Origin of the sequence: Modestobacter sp. SSW1-42, from assembly GCF_046635825.1 — a bacterium.
Lineage (GTDB): Bacteria > Actinomycetota > Actinomycetes > Mycobacteriales > Geodermatophilaceae > Modestobacter.
Map to the genome: position 1 here is coordinate 469,470 of NZ_JBISCA010000001.1, position 22,079 is coordinate 491,548.

Annotated in this window: 20 protein-coding genes; 10 read left to right on the forward strand and 10 right to left on the reverse strand. The window is 75.7% G+C overall.

What is annotated here, in order from left to right; all coding sequences use genetic code 11:
- Positions 1 to 76 precede the first annotated feature (76 nt).
- Positions 77 to 673 (reverse strand): biotin transporter BioY, encoded by a 597-nt coding sequence (locus ACGBYP_RS02365; protein ID WP_411581661.1) that lies wholly within the window; start codon positions 671 to 673, stop codon positions 77 to 79.
- Positions 674 to 1,152: 479 nt separating this feature from the next.
- Here ACGBYP_RS02365 and ACGBYP_RS02370 point away from each other — a divergent pair, with 479 nt between their 5' ends.
- Positions 1,153 to 1,521: a hypothetical protein gene (locus tag ACGBYP_RS02370; RefSeq protein WP_411581662.1), complete on the forward strand. Its 369-nt coding sequence runs from the start codon at positions 1,153 to 1,155 to the stop codon at positions 1,519 to 1,521.
- Positions 1,522 to 1,570: 49 nt separating this feature from the next.
- Here the strand turns inward: ACGBYP_RS02370 and ACGBYP_RS02375 are convergent, their stop codons facing one another.
- From ACGBYP_RS02375 to ACGBYP_RS02395, 5 genes are all read right to left on the reverse strand, one after another.
- Positions 1,571 to 3,091 carry an ATP-binding cassette domain-containing protein gene (locus tag ACGBYP_RS02375; RefSeq protein ID WP_411581663.1) on the reverse strand — a complete coding sequence of 507 codons (1,521 nt, stop codon included), beginning with the start codon at positions 3,089 to 3,091 and terminating at the stop codon, positions 1,571 to 1,573.
- 146 nt (positions 3,092 to 3,237) lie between these two features.
- Positions 3,238 to 4,767, reverse strand: coding sequence for a glycoside hydrolase family 13 protein (locus ACGBYP_RS02380; RefSeq protein ID WP_411581664.1), 1,530 nt, complete (start codon positions 4,765 to 4,767; stop codon positions 3,238 to 3,240).
- 97 nt (positions 4,768 to 4,864) lie between these two features.
- A complete protein-coding gene (locus tag ACGBYP_RS02385; RefSeq protein WP_411581665.1) occupies positions 4,865 to 5,293 on the reverse strand; it encodes a globin in 429 nt (142 codons plus the stop codon).
- The gene (locus tag ACGBYP_RS02390; RefSeq protein ID WP_411581666.1) at positions 5,290 to 6,600 is read right to left on the reverse strand and encodes an MFS transporter; all 1,311 of its coding nucleotides are present in this window, start codon (positions 6,598 to 6,600) and stop codon (positions 5,290 to 5,292) included. Before ACGBYP_RS02390 ends, ACGBYP_RS02385 begins: the two co-directional genes overlap by 4 nt.
- A 166-nt stretch (positions 6,601 to 6,766) precedes the next feature.
- Positions 6,767 to 8,845: a prolyl oligopeptidase family serine peptidase gene (locus tag ACGBYP_RS02395; RefSeq protein WP_411581667.1), complete on the reverse strand. Its 2,079-nt coding sequence runs from the start codon at positions 8,843 to 8,845 to the stop codon at positions 6,767 to 6,769.
- A gap of 220 nt (positions 8,846 to 9,065) precedes the next feature.
- On the opposite strand from ACGBYP_RS02395, the gene ACGBYP_RS02400 reads away from it, so the two are divergent.
- The 3 genes from ACGBYP_RS02400 to ACGBYP_RS02410 all read left to right on the forward strand — a co-directional run bounded on the left by ACGBYP_RS02400 (position 9,066) and on the right by ACGBYP_RS02410 (position 11,939).
- Positions 9,066 to 9,563 (forward strand): HNH endonuclease, encoded by a 498-nt coding sequence (locus ACGBYP_RS02400; RefSeq protein ID WP_411582221.1) that lies wholly within the window; start codon positions 9,066 to 9,068, stop codon positions 9,561 to 9,563.
- Positions 9,564 to 9,688: 125 nt separating this feature from the next.
- On the forward strand, positions 9,689 to 11,272 hold the full coding sequence (locus ACGBYP_RS02405) for a hypothetical protein (protein WP_411581668.1): 1,584 nt from the start codon (positions 9,689 to 9,691) through the stop codon (positions 11,270 to 11,272).
- A gap of 1 nt (position 11,273) precedes the next feature.
- Positions 11,274 to 11,939, forward strand: coding sequence for a class F sortase (locus ACGBYP_RS02410; protein WP_411581669.1), 666 nt, complete (start codon positions 11,274 to 11,276; stop codon positions 11,937 to 11,939).
- Between the two features lie 11 nt (positions 11,940 to 11,950).
- Here the strand turns inward: ACGBYP_RS02410 and kynU are convergent, their stop codons facing one another.
- Entirely contained in the window at positions 11,951 to 13,216 is a 1,266-nt protein-coding gene (gene kynU, locus ACGBYP_RS02415; RefSeq protein ID WP_411581670.1) for a kynureninase, read from the reverse strand.
- 67 nt (positions 13,217 to 13,283) lie between these two features.
- On the opposite strand from kynU, the gene ACGBYP_RS02420 reads away from it, so the two are divergent.
- The 3 genes from ACGBYP_RS02420 to ACGBYP_RS02430 are packed head-to-tail and all read left to right on the forward strand — an operon-like array spanning position 13,284 to position 15,609.
- A complete protein-coding gene (locus tag ACGBYP_RS02420; RefSeq protein WP_411581671.1) occupies positions 13,284 to 14,702 on the forward strand; it encodes an amidase in 1,419 nt (472 codons plus the stop codon).
- 42 nt (positions 14,703 to 14,744) lie between these two features.
- Entirely contained in the window at positions 14,745 to 15,104 is a 360-nt protein-coding gene (locus ACGBYP_RS02425; protein ID WP_411581672.1) for a hypothetical protein, read from the forward strand.
- A gap of 4 nt (positions 15,105 to 15,108) precedes the next feature.
- Positions 15,109 to 15,609 (forward strand): DUF5130 family protein, encoded by a 501-nt coding sequence (locus tag ACGBYP_RS02430; RefSeq protein WP_411581673.1) that lies wholly within the window; start codon positions 15,109 to 15,111, stop codon positions 15,607 to 15,609.
- Positions 15,610 to 15,897: 288 nt separating this feature from the next.
- Here the strand turns inward: ACGBYP_RS02430 and pepN are convergent, their stop codons facing one another.
- On the reverse strand, positions 15,898 to 18,444 hold the full coding sequence (gene pepN / locus ACGBYP_RS02435; protein WP_411581674.1) for an aminopeptidase N: 2,547 nt from the start codon (positions 18,442 to 18,444) through the stop codon (positions 15,898 to 15,900).
- A gap of 148 nt (positions 18,445 to 18,592) precedes the next feature.
- On the opposite strand from pepN, the gene ACGBYP_RS02440 reads away from it, so the two are divergent.
- Positions 18,593 to 19,258: a DsbA family protein gene (locus ACGBYP_RS02440; RefSeq protein ID WP_411581675.1), complete on the forward strand. Its 666-nt coding sequence runs from the start codon at positions 18,593 to 18,595 to the stop codon at positions 19,256 to 19,258.
- 103 nt (positions 19,259 to 19,361) lie between these two features.
- The gene (locus ACGBYP_RS02445) at positions 19,362 to 20,132 is read left to right on the forward strand and encodes an SDR family oxidoreductase (protein WP_411581676.1); all 771 of its coding nucleotides are present in this window, start codon (positions 19,362 to 19,364) and stop codon (positions 20,130 to 20,132) included.
- On the opposite strand, the gene ACGBYP_RS02450 is transcribed toward ACGBYP_RS02445, so the two are convergent.
- Positions 20,129 to 20,887 (reverse strand): MBL fold metallo-hydrolase, encoded by a 759-nt coding sequence (locus ACGBYP_RS02450; RefSeq protein WP_411581677.1) that lies wholly within the window; start codon positions 20,885 to 20,887, stop codon positions 20,129 to 20,131. The genes ACGBYP_RS02445 and ACGBYP_RS02450 overlap by 4 nt on opposite strands.
- Positions 20,884 to 21,561, reverse strand: a complete 678-nt coding sequence (locus tag ACGBYP_RS02455) for a DUF429 domain-containing protein (protein WP_411581678.1) — start codon at positions 21,559 to 21,561, stop codon at positions 20,884 to 20,886. The genes ACGBYP_RS02450 and ACGBYP_RS02455 overlap by 4 nt, the downstream gene beginning before the upstream one ends.
- A gap of 37 nt (positions 21,562 to 21,598) precedes the next feature.
- Between ACGBYP_RS02455 and ACGBYP_RS02460 the strand changes: the two genes are divergently transcribed.
- Positions 21,599 to 22,075: a ribose-5-phosphate isomerase gene (locus ACGBYP_RS02460; RefSeq protein ID WP_411581679.1), complete on the forward strand. Its 477-nt coding sequence runs from the start codon at positions 21,599 to 21,601 to the stop codon at positions 22,073 to 22,075.
- Positions 22,076 to 22,079 lie beyond the last annotated feature (4 nt).

The window sequence follows — 22,079 nt, forward strand, 5'->3', positions numbered from 1 at the left end:
GCCGTCGTCCGGGGCCGGGACGACGACCGCCCCGCTGCCAGGTGCACGGCAGCGGGGCGGTCGGGGTGCGGGTGCGTCAGCTGCGCCGGGCGAGCCGCCAGGCGCCGGCGAGCACGCCGGCCGCGATCGCGGCCTTGACCAGCCCGCCGAGGATGAACGGGTAGAAGCCGGCGTCCAGGGCCTGCCCCGCCGACATCCCGGCGCTGACCGCCAGCCACGGGACCCCGACGGCGAAGATGACCGCCTGACCGGCGACGAACAGCGGCGCGGCCTTCAGCGGCTCGCGGTCCATGCCGCGGCGGGCGGCCAGGCCGATCAGCCAGGCGGCCGGGATGAAGCCGACCACGTAGCCACCGGTGGCACCGAACACCACGTCGACACCGCCGGTGGCCTCGGAGTAGAACGGCAGCCCGACGAGCGCGGCCAGGATGTAGGAGGCCTGCACGGCGACGCCGCGCACCGGGCCGAGGCTGGCGGCGGTGAGCACCACGGCCAGCGTCTGGCCGGTGATCGGGACCGGCGAACCCGGCACCGGCACGGACACCTGGGCCAGCAGTGCGGTGAACAGCACGCCGAGGGCGACCAGCCCCGCGTTGCGGGCGCGGACGGCCGGGACGAGGTCGGCGAGCACGAGCGTGCGCGCCGGCAGCGCGGGCATCGAGGCAGTGGCCACGGGTCCTCCTGGGGGAGCGGGACGGCGCAGCGCGCCGTCGATCGGCAGAGAGTCTGCCCTACCCCTCGCTGCCCCGGCCCGCCGGTCGGGAGCGCGGTCCCGGGCCCGCGTGGTGCGCCGGGGAGGGCCTCCGACCGGTTGCCGTACGTGCCTGCCCGCTCACCTGCAGATACGCCCGCCGGTTTGCCCGGGCCGCCGCGGACGTGTTCGCTGAGGTCCGGAGCCCCTCGGCGAAGGTGGATCACAGCATGGCAACCGGGTGGTGGGCGTCGCTCCTCTCGTGGGGGCGCCCCGCACCGCAGGACCCCCACCCGGGAGCCCTGCGGCCACCGGACCGGGCGCCCGACGACAGCTCCGGACCCGGCCGTGCCCCTGCCGCGCCCGCCCCCGACGAGACGGCCCCGCCACCCGGCGAACGTCCCGAACCGGTGCGCAGCAGTCCGCCGCGCACCTCCCCGACAACGACAGGAGCCCCCACCGTGGCCCAGCTCGACAACGTCATCGCCGACCTGCTCGCCATCGACGGCGCCACCGGCGCCGCGATCGTCGACATCGACAGCGGCATGGCCCTCGCGACCGGCGGCAACCCCGGCTTCGACCTCAACGTCGCGGCCGCCGGGAACTCGAACGTGGTCCGCGCCAAGCTGCGCACGATCACCGACCTGGAGCTCAAGGACGAGATCGAGGACGTCCTGATCACGCTGCAGGGCCAGTACCACCTGATCAACGTGCTCCGCGGCCAGGGCAACGCCGGCCTGTTCATCTACCTGGTGCTCAACCGGACGACGGCGAACCTCGCGCTGGCGCGGCACAAGCTGCGCTCGGTCGCCGCCGGCGTGGCGGTCTGACACCCACCGGCGGTGCCGCCTGCACGGGTGGCACCGCCGGAGACCGCCCTCACGCGGCGGTGGCGGCCTCGAGGATCCGGTCGCGGACGGTGTCGACGGCGAGGTCTCCGGCCTCGATCCAGCGCGTGACCCGGCCGCCGGAGACGATGCCCACGCGGTCGCAGCACTCGGCCAGCTCGTCGGGGTCCACGGACACCACGACCACCGACGTCCCGTGCTCGGTGGCGTCGTCCAGCAGCTGGCGCACCTGCTGACGGGCGCGCACGTCCAGCCCGCGGGTGGGCTCGTGCAGGACGACGACGTCGCGGGCCGAGGACATCCACCGGGCCAGCGCGAGCTTGTGCTGGTCGCCGCCGGACAGCGCGCCGAAGACGGTGCGGATGCTCAGGGTCTTGACGTCCATCTGGTGCACCGTGCGGATCACGCCGCGCAGCGTGGCGATCTCCTTGTGCAGGTCGCTGAGGGTGCCCCACGCCTCCTGGGTGAGGGTGCGGGCGATCGTCTCGCCGGGGTCGACCCCGTAGGCGTCGTCGTCGGCGCGGTAGACGGGCAGCTGCAGCGCGTCCTCGCCCGCCGCCGTGCCCAGCCGCCGCGGCTCGCCGTGCAGGAGCAGCTCGTCGGTGACGGCGGGCAGCTCGCCGGAGAGCGCGCCGGCGATCTCCCGGACGCCGGAGGACCGGTGTCCGGTCAGGCCGATCACCTCACCCCGGCGCAGCTGGAGGTCGACGCCGTCCACGGCGCCGGGCACCCGGAGGTTGCGCACCTGCAGGGCGACCTCGTCGTCGCCGGCCCGCGGCGCCGGCGGGCGCGCGGCGGCCTGGGCCGGTACCGGGGGAGCGACGCGGGCCGGGGGCAGGGCGACGGGCTCACCGACGGTCTCGGCGGCCAGCCGGACGGGGTCGAGCTCGGTGGCCGGGGTGTCCAGCGCGATCCGCCCGTCGCGCAGCACCAGCACGCGGTCGACCACCGCGAGCAGCTCGGGCAGCCGGTGGCTGATGTAGAGCACGCCCCGGCCCTGCCGGCGGAGCCGGCCGACGACGGCGTGCAGGCTGGTGACCTCCAGCGGCAGCAGCGCCGCCGACACCTCGTCGAGGACGACCACCTGCGTGTCCTCGGCCAGCACGCGGGCGATCTCCACCAGCCCGTGCACGAAGTGCGGCAGCTCCCCGACAGGGGTGTCCGGGTCGACGTCCAGGGTGACCTCGGCGAGCAGCGCGGCCGCCGGCCCGCGGAGCTCGGCCTGCGGGCGCCCGGCCTGGTCGGTGCCGCGGAACACCGCTTGGGCGACGGTCAGCGCCGGGTCGATGCGCACGAGCTGCTCGACGACGCCGATGCCCAGCAGGCGGGCGTCCTCGGCCGACAGCGGGGCACAGGGCCGGCCGCGCAACGTCATGGTGCCGGCGTCGGCGGCGGTGATGCCGGCGAGCACGTCGCCGAGCGTCGACTTGCCCGCGCCGTTCGTGCCGACGAGCCCGACGATCTCGCCCTCGCCGATGCTGAACGAGACGCCCTTGAGGACGTGCCGGGCGCCGAAGGACTTCCGCAGACCCTCGACCTGCAACAACGTCATGGCGGGCCTCCCGGGTGCGGGTCCGCGCCAGGTCGGCGGACGGTGGAGCAGCGTCCCGCGACGCTGAGTGATCAATCGGATGCTACCTGCCGACGGGGGGTCCGCCTCCCGGGACGGCTGGTCCCGGGAGGCGCCCGCCGGGTCGGTCAGCCGTGCAGCCAGACCGCCGCGTCCACCGGCACCGCGCCGTCCGTGACGGGCTCGCTGGACAGCAGGACCTCACCCTCGGGCAGCGGCACCGGCGCGCCGGAGAGGTTGACCAGGCACACCAGCCCGCCGGACCGGCGGAAGGCCAGGCAGCCCTCGGGTGCGGGCAGCCACTGCACGTCGGCGCCGGCGAACACCGGCGACGTGCGCCGCAGCGCCAGCGCCGTCCGGTAGAGCGACAGCATCGAGGCCGGGTCGCCGGCCTGTGCCTGTGCGGTCAGCGGGCCCCAGCCGGCCGGCATCGGCAGCCAGGTGTCGGAGGCGGCGGAGAAGTCGTAGGCGGGGGCGTCGCCGGCCCACGGGACCGGCACCCGGCAGCCGTCCCGGCCGCGCTCGGTGCGCCCGGACCGCTCCCAGATCGGGTCTTGCAGCACCTCGTCGGGCAGGTCGACGTCGGGCATGCCGAGCTCGTCGCCGTTGTAGACGTAGGCGACGCCGGGCAGCGCGAGCTGCAGCAGCGCCGCGGCCCGGGCGCGCCGGGTGCCCAGCTCGCCGCCGCCGTAGCGCGTGACGTGCCGCGGCCGGTCGTGGTTGGACAGCACCCAGCAGGCCGGCGCCGGCGTGGGCTCGACGGTGGCCAGCGAGTGCTCGACGGCCGAGCGCAGCGACGCTGCGTCCCAGTCGGCGGTCAGCAGCCGGAAGTTGAACGCCAGGTGCAGCTCGTCGGGGCGCAGGTAGGCGGCCAGCCGCTCGTCGTCGAACACCCAGACCTCGCCAACGGCCATCCGGTCGTCGTACTGGTCGAGCACGGCCCGCACCCGCCGGTGCAGCGCGTGCACGCCGTCCTGGTCGAAGCGCAGGTCGCCGGGGCCGTCGTCGGCGAACAGGCCGGTGTCCTCGGCCGGCACCATGTCCGGCAGCCCGTCGGGCTTGGCCATGCCGTGCGCGACGTCGATGCGGAAGCCGTCGACCCCGCGGCGCAGCCAGAAGTGCAGCGTCTCCTCGAGGTCGGCGACGACCTCGGGGTGGCCGAAGTCCAGGTCGGGCTGCTCGGGGGCGAACAGGTGCAGGTACCACTGGCCGTCGGGCACGCGGGTCCAGGCCGGGCCGCCGAACACCGAGGGCCAGTTGTTGGGCGGCTCGCTGCCGTCGACGCCGCGGCCGTCGCGGAAGAAGTACCGGGCCCGCGCCGGGGAGCCGGGCGCCGACGCCAGCGCCTCGGCGAACCAGACGTGCGCCGACGAGCTGTGGTTGGGCACCAGGTCGACGGTCACCTTCAGGCCGGCGGCGTGCGCGTCGGCGAGCAGGGCGTCGAAGCCGGGGAGGTCGCCGAACGTCGGCTCGACGCCGCGCGGGTCGGCGACGTCGTAGCCGTGGTCGGCCATCGGCGAGGGGTAGAACGGCGTGATCCACAGCGCGTCGATGCCCAGGTCGACCAGGTGCGGCAACCGCGTCCGGATGCCGGCGAGGTCACCGACGCCGTCGCCGGAGGCGTCGGCGAAGCTGCGGATGTAGACCTGGTAGAACACCGCCTCCCGCCACCAGTCGGCGGTCGTGGCGGTCGCGGACGTCGGGTGCTCGCTCAGCGGGGTCTCCTGCGGGTGTGGGCGCGGGAACGGCGCCGGGTCAGATGGACAGCGTCCCGCCGGCCCCCTCGGGCCACCGGTTCTGCATGCTGTGCGCCGCCATCTCCAGGTAACCCCACAACGTGGCGTCCTGCTCGGCGGTGAGCCCCAGCGAGTCGACCGCGGCGCGCATGTGGGTCAGCCAGGCCTCCCGTGCGGCGTCGTCGATGGCGAACGGCGCGTGCCGCATCCGCAGCCGGGGGTGCCCGCGCTCCTCGGAGTAGGTCCGCGGCCCGCCCCAGTACTGCTGCAGGAACATCCGCAGCCGGGTCTCCGCGCCGTCCCAGTCGTCGCCGGGGTACATCGGGCGCAGGACGGGGTCCTCGCGGACGGCGGCGTAGAAGTGGGCCACCAGCGCGCGGAAGGCGGGTTCGCCGCCGATCTGGGCGTAGAAGGTCTCGGCCTCCGACGGGGACGCGCTCTGGGTCATGCCTGCGATGGTCCCCCAGCCGCCGGGCCCGAGGCCACGTGGGCAGCGTCTCCCACCACCGGCGACGAGCGGCGCAGCGCCAGCAGCGGGACGACGACGGCGACCAGCCCGATCGCCCCCGACAGCGCGACCACGGTGCTGGGCCGGAGCACGTCGGCGCCCGCCCCGGCCAGCACCGCACCCAGCCCCTGGACGCCGTAGAGCCCGGCCACCGCCACCCCGAAGGCCCGGCCGCGGTAGGCGCTGGGCACCGCCTGGACGAAGGCGACGTTGAGCGGGATCGAGCAGGCGCCGCCCAGTCCCGCGACGAAGAGCAGGACCAGGACGACGACGAAGGACGTGGTGCCGCGGTCGAGCACCAGCGGCACCAGCCCGGCCAGCAGGACCCCGCCGAGCGAGAGGGCCACCAGCGGGGTGAGCAGCCGGTCGCGCAGGGCCGGTGGGCAGAACCGGCCCACGATCACCCCACCGACCGCCGTGCCGGCCGGGTTGGCGGCCAGCAGCAGACCGGTGGCTCCGACGGCGTCCTGCAGCTGCAGGGTCCAGGGTGCGGCGATCCCCTCGGGGGCGTTGACGAACAGCGCCGCCACCCACAGCACCCCGACGATCGCCCGCAGCCGCGGTGCCCCGGCGACCAGGCGCAGCCCGACGGCGGTGTCCTGCAGCAGCGACCGCGGCGGGCCGGCGGCGTCCTGGACCGGTGCGGGCCGGCGCTGCAGGACGAGGGCGAGCCAGCCGGCGGAGACGGCGAAGGTGGCCGCGTTCATCAGCAGTGCGGCCGAGGCCGAGAACTGGGCGAGCAGCGCGCCGCCGAGGCCGAAGCCGATCAGCTGGGCCGCCTGGCCGGTGATGCCGGTGAGCGAGGTGGCCACCGCGTAGCGGTCGCCCTCGAGGACGTCGGCCATCAGCGCGGAACGGGCCGCCTCGAACGGTGGTGCGAACAGCGAGACCACCAGCAGCAGGGCCAGCAGCGCCGGCAGCGGCGTGCCCGGGACGGCCATCGCGGCCACCAGGACCGCCCGGGCGACGTCGCTGCCGATCAGCACGCGGTGCCGGGGCAGCCGGTCGGCCAGCGCGGAGAGCACCGGCCCGCCCAGCAGCCACGGCAGGTAGCTGATCGCGAAGGTGAGCGCGGCCAGCAGCGCCGAGTCGGTGCGCTGGTAGACCAGCACGGTCAGCGCCACCCGGGCGAGCTCGTCGCCGATCGTGGACAGCAGGTAGGAGCCGAACAGCGGCCGGAACTCGCGGACGGCGAAGACCTGCCCGTAGGTGGCCGGCCGGTCGCCCGGCGGACGGTCGCCGCTCATCCGCGTTCCGCGCCGGCCGTCGTGTCCTCGCCGTCGGTGACCGATCGTGCACCCCCCATGGCGGGGGATTCTGGCAGGTGGAACCGGACCGGCCGGTCCGGCCCGGGCGCGGCGCGGCGCGGCGCGGCCCGCCGGACCCCGGCGGGGCCGGCGGGCTGGGCTCCGGTCAGGCCGGTGCCGGCGCGAGGCCGGTGTGTGCGGCGAGGAACGCCAGCTGGTCGGCGGCCAGGCCGACCGTCCGGCTGACCGCGCGCGCCCCGTGCCCCACCGACAGCTCGCGGCGCAGCACGATCGGCGCCTCCGCCGACGTGGCGTGCTGCAGCGCCGCGGCCAGCTTGCGGGCGTGCAGCGGGTCGACCCGGGTGTCGGACTCGAAGGTCGTGAACAGCACCGCCGGGTAGGCGGTGCCCTCGACCACCCGGTGGTAGGGCGAGTAGCCCAGCAGCCACCCGAGCTCCACCGGGTCGGCGGCGGTGCCGTACTCGTCGTTCCAGGTGCGGCCCAGGCCGAACAGCTCGTACCGCACCATGTCCAGCAGCGGTGCGCTGCAGACGACCGCGGCCACCAGGTCGGGGTGCTGGGTGGCCATCGCCCCCACGAGCAGACCGCCGTTGGAGCCGCCCATCACGGCCAGCTGGGCCGGCGTCGTCCAGCCCGCGGCGACCAGGTGCTGCGCCGCGGCGGCGAAGTCGTCGAAGACGTTTTGCTTGTGCTCGCGCATCCCGGCGCGATGCCACTCCTCGCCGTGCTCAGAGCCGCCGCGCAGGTTGGCCACGACCCACACGCCCCCGGCGGCGACCCAGGCCAGCGCCTGCGCGCTGTAGGCCGGGGTGAGGGAGACGTTGAAGCCGCCGTAGCCGTAGAGCACGGTCGGGCGCGGGGTGTCGGGCATCCCGGAGGGCGAGAGCACGAACAGGTGCACCGGCGTCCCGTCGGCGGAGGTCGCGTGTGCCTCGACGACCTGCACCGACAGGACCGTGGCCGTGGTCGGCGCCTTCTCGTGCTCGGTCAGCGCGGTCGGCTCGGTGGCGTCCCAGCGCAGCACCGAGGGCGGGGTCGAGTAGTCGGTGAAGCCCACCCAGGCGGTGGTCCCGCCCTCGGGCGGCGCGCTGACGGCGGAGATGCTCCCCGGCTGCAGGTCGGTCACCTGCCCGCGTGCGCCGCTCCCGTCACCGGCCCACAGGGAGAGCCGGTCGGTGGCGTCGACCGCGTGCACGGCGAGCACGGTCAGGGCGCCGTCCACGCCGTCGACCAGGGCGACGTCGGTCAGCACGCCGTCGGGCTGCTGCGGCACGACCTCGCGCCAGGCGTCCGGGGCCCAGCTGGCCGGGTCGGCGGGGTCGGCGACGACGAGCCGGCCGCGCGGGGCGTCGCGGTCGGTGTGCAGCCACAGCCGGCCGTCGCGGGCGACCCAGGCGGCGGTCTGCGCGTCGACGCCGACCTGCAGCTCGCGCAGCCGTCCGTCGCCGGCCAGGTCGGCCAGCCACACGTCGTCGCGCGGGGCGGTGCCCACCGAGGCGGAGACCACCAGCCAGCGGCCGTCGGCGCTCGTGCGGGCGCCGAAGTAGGTGGAGGGGTCGCTGCCCTCGCCGTGCACCAGGACGTCGGTGTCGGGGTCGGTGCCCACCCGGTGGCGCCACACCCGGCGGTGGAACTGCTCCTCCCCGGCCGGCACCAGCTCCGGGGCCAGCCGGCGCACGTAGAACAGCTCCTCGCCGCCGGGCAGCCAGCCCACGGGGGAGTAGCGGCAGCGGTCGACCGGGCCCTCGACGACCTCGCCGGTGGCGACGTCCAGGACGAACAGCTGCGACTCCTCGTCACCGCCGACCGACAGCTGGTAGGCCAGCCGGTCGCCCTCCCAGGAGGGCTGCCAGGCGTCGAGGGTGGTGGTGCCGGCCGGGTCGAGCGCGGTGGGGTCGACCAGCACCCGGACGGTGCCGTCGGGCTCGGTGACCCGCAGGACGGCGTGCTCCTGGCCCGGGTCGCGGCGGGTGGAGAAGGCCCGGCCGCGGCGCCAGACGGGCACCCCGACGGCGCCGGCGTGCACCAGCCGCTCGAGCCGCTCGGCGAACACCGGCCGGGTCGGCAGCGAGCCGAGCAGGCCGGCGGCCAGCTCGTCCTGGGCGGCGGCCCAGGCGACCGTGCGCGGGTCGGCGGCGTCCTCCAGCCAGCGGTAGGGGTCGGCGACCGAGTGGCCGTGCAGGTTCTCGACCAGGTCCAGGCGGGGAGCGTCGGGGTAGCGCACGAGGGCGACGGTAGTGCCGGGGTGTGACGCCCGCCGCCCGCCGTGGCCGATTCCGGTGCAGGATGGGGGTGCCCGTGGGCTGTCGAAGCCGTCGGTGGCGGCGGGCACCCGGAGGTGTCCCGTGTCGCTCACCGCACTCCCGTCCGCGTCCGTCCGCGCCGCTCCCCGGCGTGACCCGGTCGCCCCACCCGCGCAGCCGGCGGCCACCACCGGCGCCACGTTGCTGCTCAACGCCACCTACGAGCCGTTGTGCGTGGTCTCCAGCCGGCGCGCGATCGTGCTCGTGCTCGCCGCCAAGGCCGAGAGCGTCGACGTCGGCGACGACGAGGTGCACGCCGAACGGGTCACCCTGGCGGTGCCGGTCGTCGTGCGGCTGACCCGCTACGTGCGGGTGCCGTTCCCGGTGCAGGTGCCGCTGTCGCGCCGGGCGGTGTTCACCCGCGACTCCTCGACCTGCGTCTACTGCGGGGCGTCGGCCACGAGCATCGACCACGTGGTGCCGCGCAGCCGGGGCGGGACGCACACCTGGGACAACGTCGTCGCCGCCTGCCGCCGCTGCAACCACGTCAAGGCCGACCGGTCGCTGGCGGAGATGGGCTGGTCGCTGCCGCACCCGCCCGGCGCGCCCAGCGGCGCGGCCTGGCGGCTGCTCGGCCACCGCACGGTCGACCCGCGCTGGCGCGAGTGGCTGGGGATGGCGGAGCCGGTCAGCGCCTGACCTGCGCGGTCGCCTCGTCACAGCAGCACCACAGGTGCGTCGCGGCGTCCGGTGCGGCCGGTCGTGCCCTACCTTTCGGCGCGTCGGCGTGCTGGACGCCGCTGTCGAGAGGCGTCCTCGTGTCGATGCGCACCCTGCCCCGCGCCGCCGTCGGCGCGCTGGCCGTCCTGGTCGCCCTGGGTCTGGGCGTGACCCCGGCGGGCGCGGCCACCGGCCCGACCATCCCGCTGTCCCCGTCCCGGGTCGAGCTGTACCTGTCGGCGGAGGAGAACCGGGCACCCTTCACCGAGGACGGCGGGGGCGAGCTCGTCCCCGTGGAGGTCGCGTGGGGCGGCGCGGTGGACCTGCAGCTGCCCTCGGGTGTGGACGGCTCGGCGGCCACCTACCTGCTGCAGACCGGTGCCGAGACCGACGAGGAGCCGACCCGCAGCCTGTCGTCGGAGGAGCCCGGGGCCGGGCACCTGGACGTCGCCGAGCCCGCCGGTGGCGGCGTCCGCATCACGCTGCCGACCGATGCCACCAGCGGTCCGCTGGGCCTGCTCACCGTCGCGGGGCTCACCGGCACCGCGGCCGGTGTCGACGCCGGTGAGGACCTGTACTACCTGCTCGAGTTCACCGGCACCGGCAGCTCGGTGGTCCCGCTGGCGCCCGTGCCGCACACCTTCGCCGGGCTGCCCTGCACCGACCTGTGGCCGGCCGGCGACCCGGCCGACGACGCCGACTGCGCGCCCTACGCGGTCACCGCCGGGACGACGATCGGTCTCACCCTGCCGCCGGAGTCCCTGCTGCGCACCGTCGGGTTCGACGCGTTCACCGACGTCACCGCGACGCTGATCCCCAGCGAACCGGAACCGGACGACGGCTTCTGGGCCGGGTACGACGCCGGGTACACCGACGGCCGGGCGGCCGGTCTGCAGGCCGGGCCGGACACGGAGCACGTCCCGGCGCAGGGGCCGTCCTTCGACGCCGCCCGGGCCGGTGCGGACTCCGGCTACGAGGACGGCTACGAGGAGGGGCACGCCTCCGGCTGGTACGAGGCGACGTACGTCGACCCGGGCGCCGACGAGGACGGCGGGACGACGGTGTGGAGCGTCCTCGTCGGCGCGCTCGCCGGTCAGCGCGCGCCCGCCGAGGTCGCGCCGGCGGAGTCGGTCGCCGCGGCGGCGATGGCCCGCGTCGCCGCGGCCGCCCGGGCCGTGGACGACGTGTCGGCCGTCGACGACGGCGCCGCCGACCCCGCGGAGCAGCCCACGCCCGACTCCGCGGAGGAGTCCGACGAGGAGGTCGTCAGCGGCAGCCCGTACCCCGAGTGGCTCCTCCCGGTGACCGTCACGGCCGCGGGGGCCGAGCTGACCGTGCCGGCGGACTCCTCGACCGGGGAGCACGCGCTGCTGCTGGCCGTCGGCTCCGACCCGACGGGGCCCTCGTGGACCGTCTACCTGGCCCTCGACGTGGTGGCCGCACCGGCCGCCGTCGTCCCCGTCGTCGCGGCGCCGGGTCAGCCCGCGGCCGTCCCGGTGCTCAACCCGGGCCTGGCGTCCAACACCGGCTGGACCGACCCGGCCGCCGGCGCCTCGGTGCCGCTGGTCGCGCTGGGCGGAGCGGCGCTGCTGGTCGCGCTGGGCGGAGCGGCGCTGCTGGTCGCGGGGCTCGGTGCGGCCGTGGTCCTGCGGCCGCGGCGCCGTCCGGCCGCGGCCGCGCAGGACTGACGTGCGGCGGCCGGGCCCACGGACGGCGGCGCTGACCGGGTGCGCCGTCCTCGGGGTCGCCGGGGCCGTCGTCCTCGGGGCCGGGCTGTCCGGAGCGGGGACGCTGGCGGCCGCCGGTCCTGCGACGGCCGGCGTGACCGCCCTGCCCTCCGGTGCGCCGCCGGCGGCGACCGCGCTGCCCCGCACGACCGCGACGGCGTGGACGACGCCGTCCTCGGCGGTGCACGTCCGGGTCGACGCGGTCGGGCTGGACCTGCCGGTGCTGCCGCTGTCGGCGCCGGACGGGGTGATCGACCCGCCGCTGCTGACCGCCGCCTACTGGGTGCAGCCCTACGGCGAGCCCGTCGGCGCGGCGGAGGACGCCGACAACACCATCTACCTGGCGGCGCACTCGACCAGCCGGGGCAGCTCCGGTTTCGACCCGCTGCTCACCCCGGACCACCGGGACTCCGCCCTGGGCCCCGGGGACGTCGTCTCGGTGAGCACCCCCGGCGGCACGGTCGACTACACGGTGGACCGCACCGCCCGCTACGACGCCGACGACCTCGCCGGGGCGACCGACGTGTGGGAGGCCGTGCCGGGCCGGCTGGTGCTCATCACCTGCCTCACCCCGCTGGGCTCCGGCGCGACGACGGAGGACCTGGTCGTCTTCGCCACCGCCCGCTGACCCACCTGCGGTCAGGTCACCCGGCTGCGCTCGACCGGGTACGCCTCGTACGAGCGGTCGGTGAGCACGGTGCGCAGCCGGTCCATCGCGTCCCAGACGTCGACGAACCGGGTGTACAGCGGCGCGGGCCCCAGCCGCAGCCGGTCCGGCGTGCGGAAGTCCGGGACGACGCCGCGGTCGATCAGCGCCTGGGTCAGCTGCCAGGCGGCGGGGTGGGCCAGTGACACGTGCGCGCCGCGGCGGGCGGCGTCCCGGGGGCTGGCGACCGCGACGCCGTGCCCGGCCAGCCAGCCGTCGGCCAGCGCCACGACCAGGTCGGTCAGCGCCCGCGCCTTGTCCGCGATCGCCTCGATGCCGGCCTCCGCGGTGAGTCGGGCTCCGACCTCCACCGCGGCCATCGCCAGCACCGGGGGAGTGCCGACGGCGAACCGGTCGACGCCCTCGGCCGGGTCGTAGGCCGCGCCCATGGCGAACTGGTCGCGCTGGCCGAACCACCCCCAGATCGGCTGCCGCAGGGAGTCCTGCAGCTCCTGGCGCACGTAGAGGAAGGCCGGGGCGCCGGGGCCGCCGTTGAGGTGCTTGTAGGTGCAGCCCACGGCCAGGTCCGCGCCGACGGCGGTCAGCTCGGCGGGCACGGCGCCGGCGCCGTGGCTGAGGTCCCAGACCACCAGCGCGCCGTGCTCGCGGGCCAGCCGGGTCACCGCCGCCATGTCGACCAGGGCGCCGGACCGGTAGGCCACCTGCGACAGCACCAGGACCGCGACCCGCTCGTCCAGCGCCTGCGCCAGCACCCCCAGGTCGAGTCCCTCGTCGATGTGCGCCTCCACCGAGCGCACGGTCATCCCGCGCTGCTCGGCCACCCCGGCCACGATGTAGCGGTCGGTGGGGAAGTCGTCGGCGCAGCAGACCAGCACGTCGCGGCCCGGGCGCGCGTCGACGGCGGCGACCAGCAGCTTGTAGAGGTCGACGCTGGTCGTGTCGCCCACCAGCACCTCACCGGGCCGGGCCCCCAGCACCCCGGCGGCCAGGACGTCGCCGATGCGGCGGGACTGCTCCACCCAGCCGGCCCAGGAGCCCACCAGCCCGCGGCCCCACTCCTGCTCGACCACGCGGGCGACCGCCGCCGGGGTGTCGACCGGCAGCCGGCCCAGCGAGTTGCCGTCCAGGTACAGCTGCCGGTCCGGCCCGTCGTCGTCGGTGCCGGTGAACCGGGCGCGGAAGCCGGCCAGCGGGTCGGTGGCGTCGGCGGCGACGGCGGCGGCGCGGGTGAGGTCCACGCGGCCATGATGTCCGACGTCCCGGCCGTCCTCGCGCCGTCGGTGGGGACGGCTAGCGTCCCGGTCCGTGGGCACGCAATTGCACGACCTCACCGCGCTGGAGCAGGCCGCCGCCGTCCGGGCGCGGGAGGTGAGCCCGACCGAGCTGGTGCAGCACTGCCTGGCCCGGATCGAGGCGCTGGACGCCGCGCTGGGGGCCTTCCTGACCGTCACGCCCGAGCGGGCGCTGGCCGCGGCCGCGGTCGCCGACCGCGCGGTGCTGGAGGGCGGCGAGCTGCCGCCGCTGCACGGCGTGCCCACCGCGATCAAGGACCTGAACAACACCGCCGGGGTGCGCACGACCTTCGGGTCGGCCGTGCTGGCCGACTTCGTGCCGTCGTTCGACGACGCCGTGGTGGCCAAGCTGGCCGCGGCCGGGACGATCAGCCTGGGCAAGACGAACACCCCTGAGTTCGGTTTCCCCTGCTACACCGACAACGCGCTGGCCGGCCCCGCCCGGTCCCCGTGGGACCCGACGCTGCTGGCCGGTGGCTCCAGTGGCGGGGCCGCCGTCGCTGTGGCCGCCGGGATGCTGCCCTTCGCCCAGGGCTCCGACGGCGGCGGGTCGATCCGCATCCCGGCCGGCATCAACGGGCTGTTCGGCATCAAGCCCAGCCGGGGCCGGGTCAGCAACGCGCCGCTGGGCAGCGAGACCACCGGCCTCGGGGTGCAGGGTCCGCTGGCCCGCACCGTCCGGGACGCCGCGGCGATGCTCGACGCGATGGCCGGCCCGGTGAGCGGCGACCCGTTCTGGGCCGCGCCGCTGCCGCCGGGGGAGACCTTCCTCGGTTCCGCCGACCGCGCGCCGGGGCGGCTGCGGATCGGTCGTCAGCTGGAGTCGGGGATGAGCGGGGTCGAGCTGGACCCGCAGGTGCGGGCGGCCTTCGAGGACGCCTCGGCGCTGCTGGCCGACCTGGGCCACGACGTGGAGGACCTGCCGGCCACCCCGCTGACCCCGGAGGTGTTCCCGGCCTTCGAGGTGGTGTGGGCACTGTCGGCGACCACCCTGCCGGTCGGGCCCGGGCAGGTCGGGCAGCTGCGGCCGCTGACCCGGTTCCTGCGCGAGCGGGGGCTGGCACTGGGTGCCCGGGAGGTCATGGAGGCGATGGCGACCCTGCGGCTGTTCTCGCGCCGGTTCGTCCAGGCCACCAGCGGGTTCGACGTCCTGCTCGCGCCGGTCTGCACGATGCCGCCCCGGCCCGTCGGCTGGTTCGGCGACGACGGCGCCACGGACTTCGCGCGGCAGGTGGAGTACGCGGCCTTCCCGGCCGTCTACAACGTCACCGGCCAGCCCGCGGTCAGCGTGCCGCTGTGGTGGACCCCGGAGGGCCTGCCGATCGGCACGATGCTGGTGGGCCGGCCGGCCGACGAGGCCACGCTGATCTCGCTGTCGGCGCAGTTGGAGGCCGCGCGCCCGTGGGCGGATCGACACCCCGCCCTGTGGTGATCCTGCCGGGCCCGTGCACAGCGGTCCCGGTAGATTGCGGCCATGCCCGTGCTCGAGACCGTGCTCATCTACGGCGTCGTCCCGCTGGCGGCCGTGCTGATCCTGGCCGTCCTGACGCTCCTCCCCGGCCGCGGGAAGGACAAGACCAGGTACCGGCCCGGCCAGCCGTGGGAGCACGAGGCGGTCTGGTACGAGCCGCACCCCGACGTGCCCGGCGTCCCCGGCCACGGTGACGACCACGGCACCGGCCACGCCGTCGCCGCTCACACCGGCGCCCGCGCGCTGACCGCCGGCATCGGTGCCACCGCCGCGGCGCTGGCGCTCGGCGAGCACCCGCACACCACCCACGAGGCCGACGCACCGCGGCGCAGCGCCGCCGGCGGCGCGCGCGGGACGTGGTGACCCGATGAGCACCGCACTGTCCTCCACCCCGTCGTCCTCCGGAGACCCCTCCCCGATGTCCGAGCACCACACCACCGGAGACGGCGCCACGCACGACACCGTCAACTCGGTCGTCGACGAGAACCAGCGCGGGATCTTCTCCTTCCGCGACCTGGCCCGCGTCGACGAGGCGCTGACCATGTCGTCGAAGGAGACCGGCCTCCGGTTCACCCTCTACATCGGCGACCTGGGCCGCGACACCCGCGCCACCGCCGAGGACCTGCACCAGCGCTCCGGCGGCGACGTCAGCAACGCGGTGCTGGTCGCGATCTCGCCCGGGCAGCGGGTCCTGGAGATCGTCACCGGCACGGCCGCGGCCCGCCGGCTGCCCGACCGCGCGTGCGCTCTTGCCGTGCTGTCCATGACCAACCGGCTCGGCTCCGGCGACCTGGTCGGGGCCATCGTGCACGGCCTCCGCCAGCTGTCCGACTCCGCCGGCCACCCGGCCCGCCGCGGCGGTCACTGACGAAGGACCCCCTTCCTCCCCACCACTCGCACGCTCGCGGCGGGCCCCTGGAAGGGGGCCAGCCGACAGGCCCCGCTCCCGGACCCCGGGGGTGGGGCCTGCGCCGTTCTCGGCCGCGCTGCCGGTCGGGTGCCGTCCTGGCTCCCCGTGCGTGCTCCTGGCTCGGCGTGTGCCGTGAGCCCGGAGCACGCACGACCAGGTGACCTGATCCCGGGACACCAGCGCGGGGTGCCGGAACGGCGACGGGCCCCGGGACGCAGCTGCGTCCCGGGGCCCGTCGTCCGGCGTTCAGGCGGAGGCGTCCCGCTTGCGGGCCCACAGTGCGCGGGCCACGCCGTCGCGCCCCTCGCTGACCAGCCGGCGCAGCGGCGGCGGCGCGGACTCGTCGGTCAGCCACTCGTCGGCGGCGGCGAGGGTCTCGTCGGCGATCACCTTCGGGAAGAGGTACTCGACGGCGTTCTTCGCGATCTCACCCGGACGGCGGTCCCACAGGCCGCTGATGTCGGCGAAGTACCGCTGCACGTAGGGGGTGGTGAGCTCCTGCTGGGCCGGGTGCCAGAAGCCGGCGACCATCGCCTCGTGCACGGCGTTCGGGATCGACTCGTCGGTGAACGCCCGCTCCCAGGTCTCGGCCTTGGACTCGGCCGTGGGCCGCAGCGCCCGCGCGGTGGCGGTGCGGCGGATCCCGGTGGCGGTGGCGTCGCGGGCGGCCTCGGCGTCGATCTCGGCGTCCCCGGCGGCACCGATGGCCACCAGCCCCTGCAGGAAGGACCAGCGGGCGTCGGCGTCGACGGTGAGCCCCTCGACGACCAGCGAGCCGTCGAGCAGCCCGCGGAGCGCGGCGACGTGCTCGTCGCTGCGCGCGGCGGAGGCCAGTGTGCGCGACCACTGCAGCTGGGCGTCGCTGCCCGGCGCCGCGGTGGACAGCGAGGCCAGCGCCTTGTCGGCCAGCAGCGCCCAGCCGGTGGGGGCCCACGACGGGTCGACGTAGGAGGCCAGGGCCGACTGCACCCGGGCCAGCAGTGACTGCACGACGCTGATCTCGGTCTCGGCGTCGACGCCGGCCAGCACCAGCTGCACCCACTCGCGGGCGGGCAGCTCGCCGTCACGGGTCATGTCCCAGGCCGCCGACCAGCACAGCGCACGGGGCAGCGAGTCGGGGAGCGACCCGATCTGGCTGCGCAGGGTGGCCAGTGACCGCTCGTCGAGGCGGAGCTTGGCGTAGGTGAGGTCGTCGTCGTTGACCAGCACCAGGTCCGCGGCCGGGTGGCCGATCAGCTCCTCGACCTCGGTGCGGGCGCCGTCGACGTCCAGCTCGACCCGGTGCGAGCGGGTCAGCCCGTCGGGGCCGGAGCTGTACAGGCCCACGGCCAGCCGGTGCCGGCGCAGGACCGGGTGCTCGGCGACCGCGGTCTGCTCGATGGCGAAGGTGGCGTACCGCCCGTCGTCGTCGAGGGAGTACACCGGGCGCAGGGTGTTGACCTGGCTGGTCTGCAGCCACTGCGCCGACCAGTCGGACAGGTCGCGGCCCGAGGCCTCGGACAGCTCGCCGAGCAGGTCGGCGAGGGTGGTGTTGCCGTACTCGTGCTTGCGGAAGTAGCGGCGCACGCCGGCGAGGAACTCGTCGCGGCCCACGTAGGCGACCAGCTGCTTGAGCACCGAGGCGCCCTTGGCGTAGGTGATCCCGTCGAAGTTCACCTCGACCGCGGCGACGTCGACCATGTCGGCGGCGATCGGGTGGGTCGAGGGCAGCTGGTCCTGGGCGTAGGCCCAGCTCTTCTCGGTGTTGGCGAACGTCGTCCAGGCGGTCGTGTACTCGGTGGCCTCGGCCTGGCACAGCGTGGAGATGTAGGTGGCGAAGGACTCGTTGAGCCACAGGTCGTCCCACCAGCGCATGGTCACCAGGTCGCCGAACCACATGTGGGCCAGCTCGTGCAGGATCGTCTCGGCGCGCCGCTCGTAGCGGGCCCGGCTGGTCTTCGACCGGAAGACGTAGTCCTCCAGGAAGGTCACGGCGCCGGCGTTCTCCATGGCGCCTGCGTTGAACTCGGGCACGAAGAGCTGGTCGTACTTGTCGAACGGGTACGGGTAGTCGAACACCCGGTGGTAGAAGTCGAAGCCGGCCTTCGTGACGGCGAAGATCTCGTCGGGGTCCAGGTGCTGGGCCAGCGAGGCGCGGCAGTAGATGCCCAGCGGGATGCCGTCGTGCAGGTCGGTGACCCGGGCGTAGGGGCCGGCGACCAGGGCGACCAGGTAGGTCGAGATCCGCTTGGTCGGGGTGAAGTGCACCAGCTGGGAGCCGGCCTCGCCCGCCTCGATGGTGCGGTCGCCGGTGTTGCTCACGACCTGCCAGTCGAACGGCGCGGTGACGTGCACGGTGAAGACCGACTTGAGGTCGGGCTGGTCGAAGCAGGCGAACATCTTCGCGGCCTCGGCCGGCTCGAAGTGCGTGTAGAGGTAGACCTGCCCGTCCTCGGGGTCGACGAAGCGGTGCAGGCCCTCGCCGGTGCGGGAGTAGCGGCAGTCGGCGTCGACCACGAGCTCGTTGGTCGCGGCGAGGCCGGGCAGCGCGAGACCGCCCTCCTCGGTGTAGCCGCTGAGGTCGAGCTCGACGCCGTTGAGCGTCGCGGACCGGACGCGCTCGGCGACCAGGTCGATGAAGGTGTCCGCACCGGGGGTGCGGGCCTCGAACCGCACGGTGGTGACCGAGCGGAACGTCTCCTCACCGGGATGGCCGTGGCCGTCGGTCACGTCGAGGGAGAGGTCGTAGCTGGAGACGCTCAGCAGCGCGGCGCGGGCCGCGGCGTCGTCACGAGTCAGGTTGGGAACTGCCACGCCCCGGAGCTTCCCATGCGGCACCGACGATCTCCCCGGTGTGGTCGCGACGGGCCGCGGGAATGCCCGGACGGCGACCCGACTTGCCGCAACCGATGACCGGCCCGCGCGCGCCGCGGGCCCCCGTCCACCGAACGAGAGGCACCCCATGACCGAGACCGTGCAGAGCTCGCCCGCCCAGGCCCGCGTCGACTTCTGGTTCGACCCGCTGTGCCCGTGGGCGTGGCTGACCAGCCGCTGGGTGCTCGAGGCGGCCAAGGTGCGCGACCTGGACGTGCACTGGCACGTGATGAGCCTGTCGGTGCTCAACCGCGGCCGGGACCTCCCCGAGGAGTACCAGCAGATGATGGCCGACGCGATCGGCCCGGTGCGCGTGCTGATCGCCGCCGCCCAGCAGCACGGCGAGGGCGTGCTCGCCGACCTCTACACCGCGATGGGCACGCTGCGGCACCACGACCAGCTCGACATCGGCGACGTCGTCGCCCCCGCGCTGGAGCGGGTGGGCCTGCCCGCCGAGCTCGCCGCCGCCGCGACGTCCACCGAGTACGACGAGGCGCTGGAGGCCAGCCACCACGCCGGCATGGACCCGGTCGGTGAGGACGTCGGCACCCCGGTCATGCACATCGACGGCGTCGCCTTCTTCGGCCCGGTGATCAGCAAGGTGCCCACCGGCGAGGACGCCGGCAAGGCCTTCGACGGCGCGGTGCTGCTGGCCAACCTGCCCGACTTCTGGGAGCTCAAGCGCACCCGCACCGCCGGCCCGGACATGTCCTCGGTCCCCGCCGACGCCCTGGAGCTCCTCGGCACCCGCTGATCCCCTCCGGATGGGGGCCGAAGTCGCGACTTCGGCCCCCACATCCGGCGGCTGGCGGGCCGGGCACTGAGCGTGGGGACGTCGCGGGCGGCATGCTGGGTCGATGGCGAGGCCCCCGGTCCGGCAGCGGATCATGATCACCGGGGCGAGCTCCGGGCTCGGTGCGGGCATGGCCCGGCGGTTCGCCGCCCGGGGCCGCGACCTGGCCCTGGTCGCCCGGCGGCTCGACCGGCTGGAGGCGCTGCGCGACGAGCTGGTCGCGCGGCACCCCGGCGTCCGGGTCGTGGTCGCCCCGCTGGACGTCGACGACCCGGACGCCGTCGCCACGGTCGTCCCGCAGCTGGCCGCCGAGCTCGGCGGGCTGGACCGGTTCATCGCCAACGCCGGCCTGGGCAAGGGCACGCCCGTCGGGAGCGGCGACCCGCGCCCCAACCGGCAGGTGCTGGTGACCAACGTGCTGGGCACCCACGCCTGCTGCGAGGCCGCCGTCGCGCTGTTCCGCGCGCAGGGCGCCGGCCACCTGGTGGTGATCTCGTCCGTCGCCGGGGTGCGCGGCATGCGGGGCACCCGGACGGCGTACGCGACGTCCAAGGCCGCCGACGCGGTGCTGGCCGAGGGCATCCGCGCCGACCTGCTCGGCGACCGCGCCACCCGCGGCATCCGGGTCACCACCGTGCACCCCGGGTTCATCGAGACCGACATCAACACCGGCCGCCGCGGCCCGTTCACCGTCGACCTCGACACCGGGGTGGCCGCGCTGACCGCCGCCGTCGAGCGCGAGCCGGTGCGGGCCTACGTGCCCGAGTGGCCGTGGCGTCCGGTCGCCGGGCTGCTGCGCGTCCTCCCGCTGCCGCTGGCCCGCCGGCTCGCCTAGCGGACCCGGGTCCGGGCGACCGCGCGGGTCCGCTCGTCGAACGCCGGCGGCGCGCCCGGCTCGGTGAGCCAGCGCGCCAGCCGGGCCAGCTCGTCGCGCTGCGCGGCCACGTAGGCGGCGTCGACCACGGCGCCGTGGCCGGGCACGACCGGGCCGCGGACGTCGGCCAGCAGCGCGGTGAGGGTGCTGGCCCACTCCAGCGGGAAGGCGTCCTCCATCGCCGGGGGAGCGCCCTCCTCGACCAGGTCGCCGGCGAACACGACGTCGTCGACGGTGACCACCAGGTCGCCGTCGGTGTGCCCGCGGCCCAGGTGGCGCAGGCCCACCGCCCGGCCGCCGACGTCGAGCACGGCTGCGCCGTCGACGAGGTGGTCGGGGCCGTCGATCGGCGCGGTGGCGACCAGGTCGGCCGCCGGGTCGCCGTCGGCGCGCAGGCCGGTGACCACGTCGGCCCGCTGCAGCTCGCCGGTGGCCTCCAGCGCCTCCGCGCACCGGCGGGTGGCCCAGACCGCGGCCGGGCGGAACGCGGCGTTGCCGAAGCAGTGGTCGTGGTGGGCGTGGGTGTTGACCACCGTCCACGGGTGGCCGGTCACCGCGCGCACCGACTCGGCCAGCGCCTGCCCCTCCCGCAGGTGCGACCGGGTGTCGACCACCAGGCAGGCGCCATCGCCCACCACCAGGCCGCAGTTGAGGTCGAGCTCGCGGTGCCGGCGGACGAACACCCGGTCACCGATCTCGCGCCAGCCGGCGGTCACCAGCAGATCCGCATCGGCCGGCCCCGGGAGTCGCTCGTTCCGTCGCCGACGCACGCGGCGACGCCGTCGGCCAGCCGCTGCGCCGACCAGGCGGCCGCGCAGGCGTCCAGCGCGTCCACCACCGGGACGCCGACCGGGGCCTCGGCCAGCGCCGCCTCGACGTCCATGACGGCGCGCAGGGCGGCCAGCCGCTGCACCGTGCCGCGGGCGGTGCCCTTGCGGTCGCGGACGCCGCCCAGCCCGCAGCGGAAGGCCAGCTCGGGGTGCACCTCGACCACCCGGTCGGTCGGCGGGTCGCCGAGGGCGTCGTCCAGGGCGCGGATCGAGCGGACGAGCTGGAAGGTCTGCGCCGACGGCGCCCGCGGGGGAGTGGTGGCCGCCCGGGACAGCGCCCGGGCCTCGGCGTAGTCGTCGGTGGCCAGCACCGCGCGGACCGGCGCGGGGAACACCGAACCGGTCGCGCCGGTGGGCCTCAGCAGGTCTCGGGCCAGGACGTCGCAGCGCCGGACGCCGTCCTCCGACAGCCCGATCGGCATGTCGATCGCGACCACGTCGACGCCGGGGACGGCGAGCACCGCCGCGACGGTCCGGAGGTCGAGCAGCTGGACGGCGCGGCCGTCCAGACGTGCGCCGACCCAGCCCAGCTGCCAGCCGTCCACCCCGAGCACCGCCACCGGGCCAGCCTGCCACCGCTCCTGGCAGGATCGGGCCATGCGCGTCTTCCTCGGCACCGACCACGCCGGTCTGGAACTGAAAGCCCACCTGATGCAGGTGCTCGCCGACGAGGGCTTCGAGCCCGTCGACTGCGGCGCCTTCGACTACGACCCGCAGGACGACTACCCGCCGTTCTGCTTCGAGGTGGGCGAGCGGGTCGTCACCGAGCCCGGCAGCCTGGGCATCGTCATCGGCGGTTCGGGCAACGGCGAGCAGATCGCCGCCAACAAGGTGCCCGGCGTGCGCGCCGCGCTGATCTGGAACGGCAGCACCGCCCGGCTCGCCCGCCAGCACAACGACGCCAACGTCGCGGCCGTGGGCAACCGGCAGCACAGCGTCGAGGAGGCCACCGAGCTGGTGCTGACCTACCTGCGCGAGCCGTTCAGCGGCGAGTCCCGGCACGTCCGCCGGATCGGCCTGCTCACCGACTACGAGCGCGACCGGCACCGCCCGGCCGGCGGGCTGCCCACCTAGACCC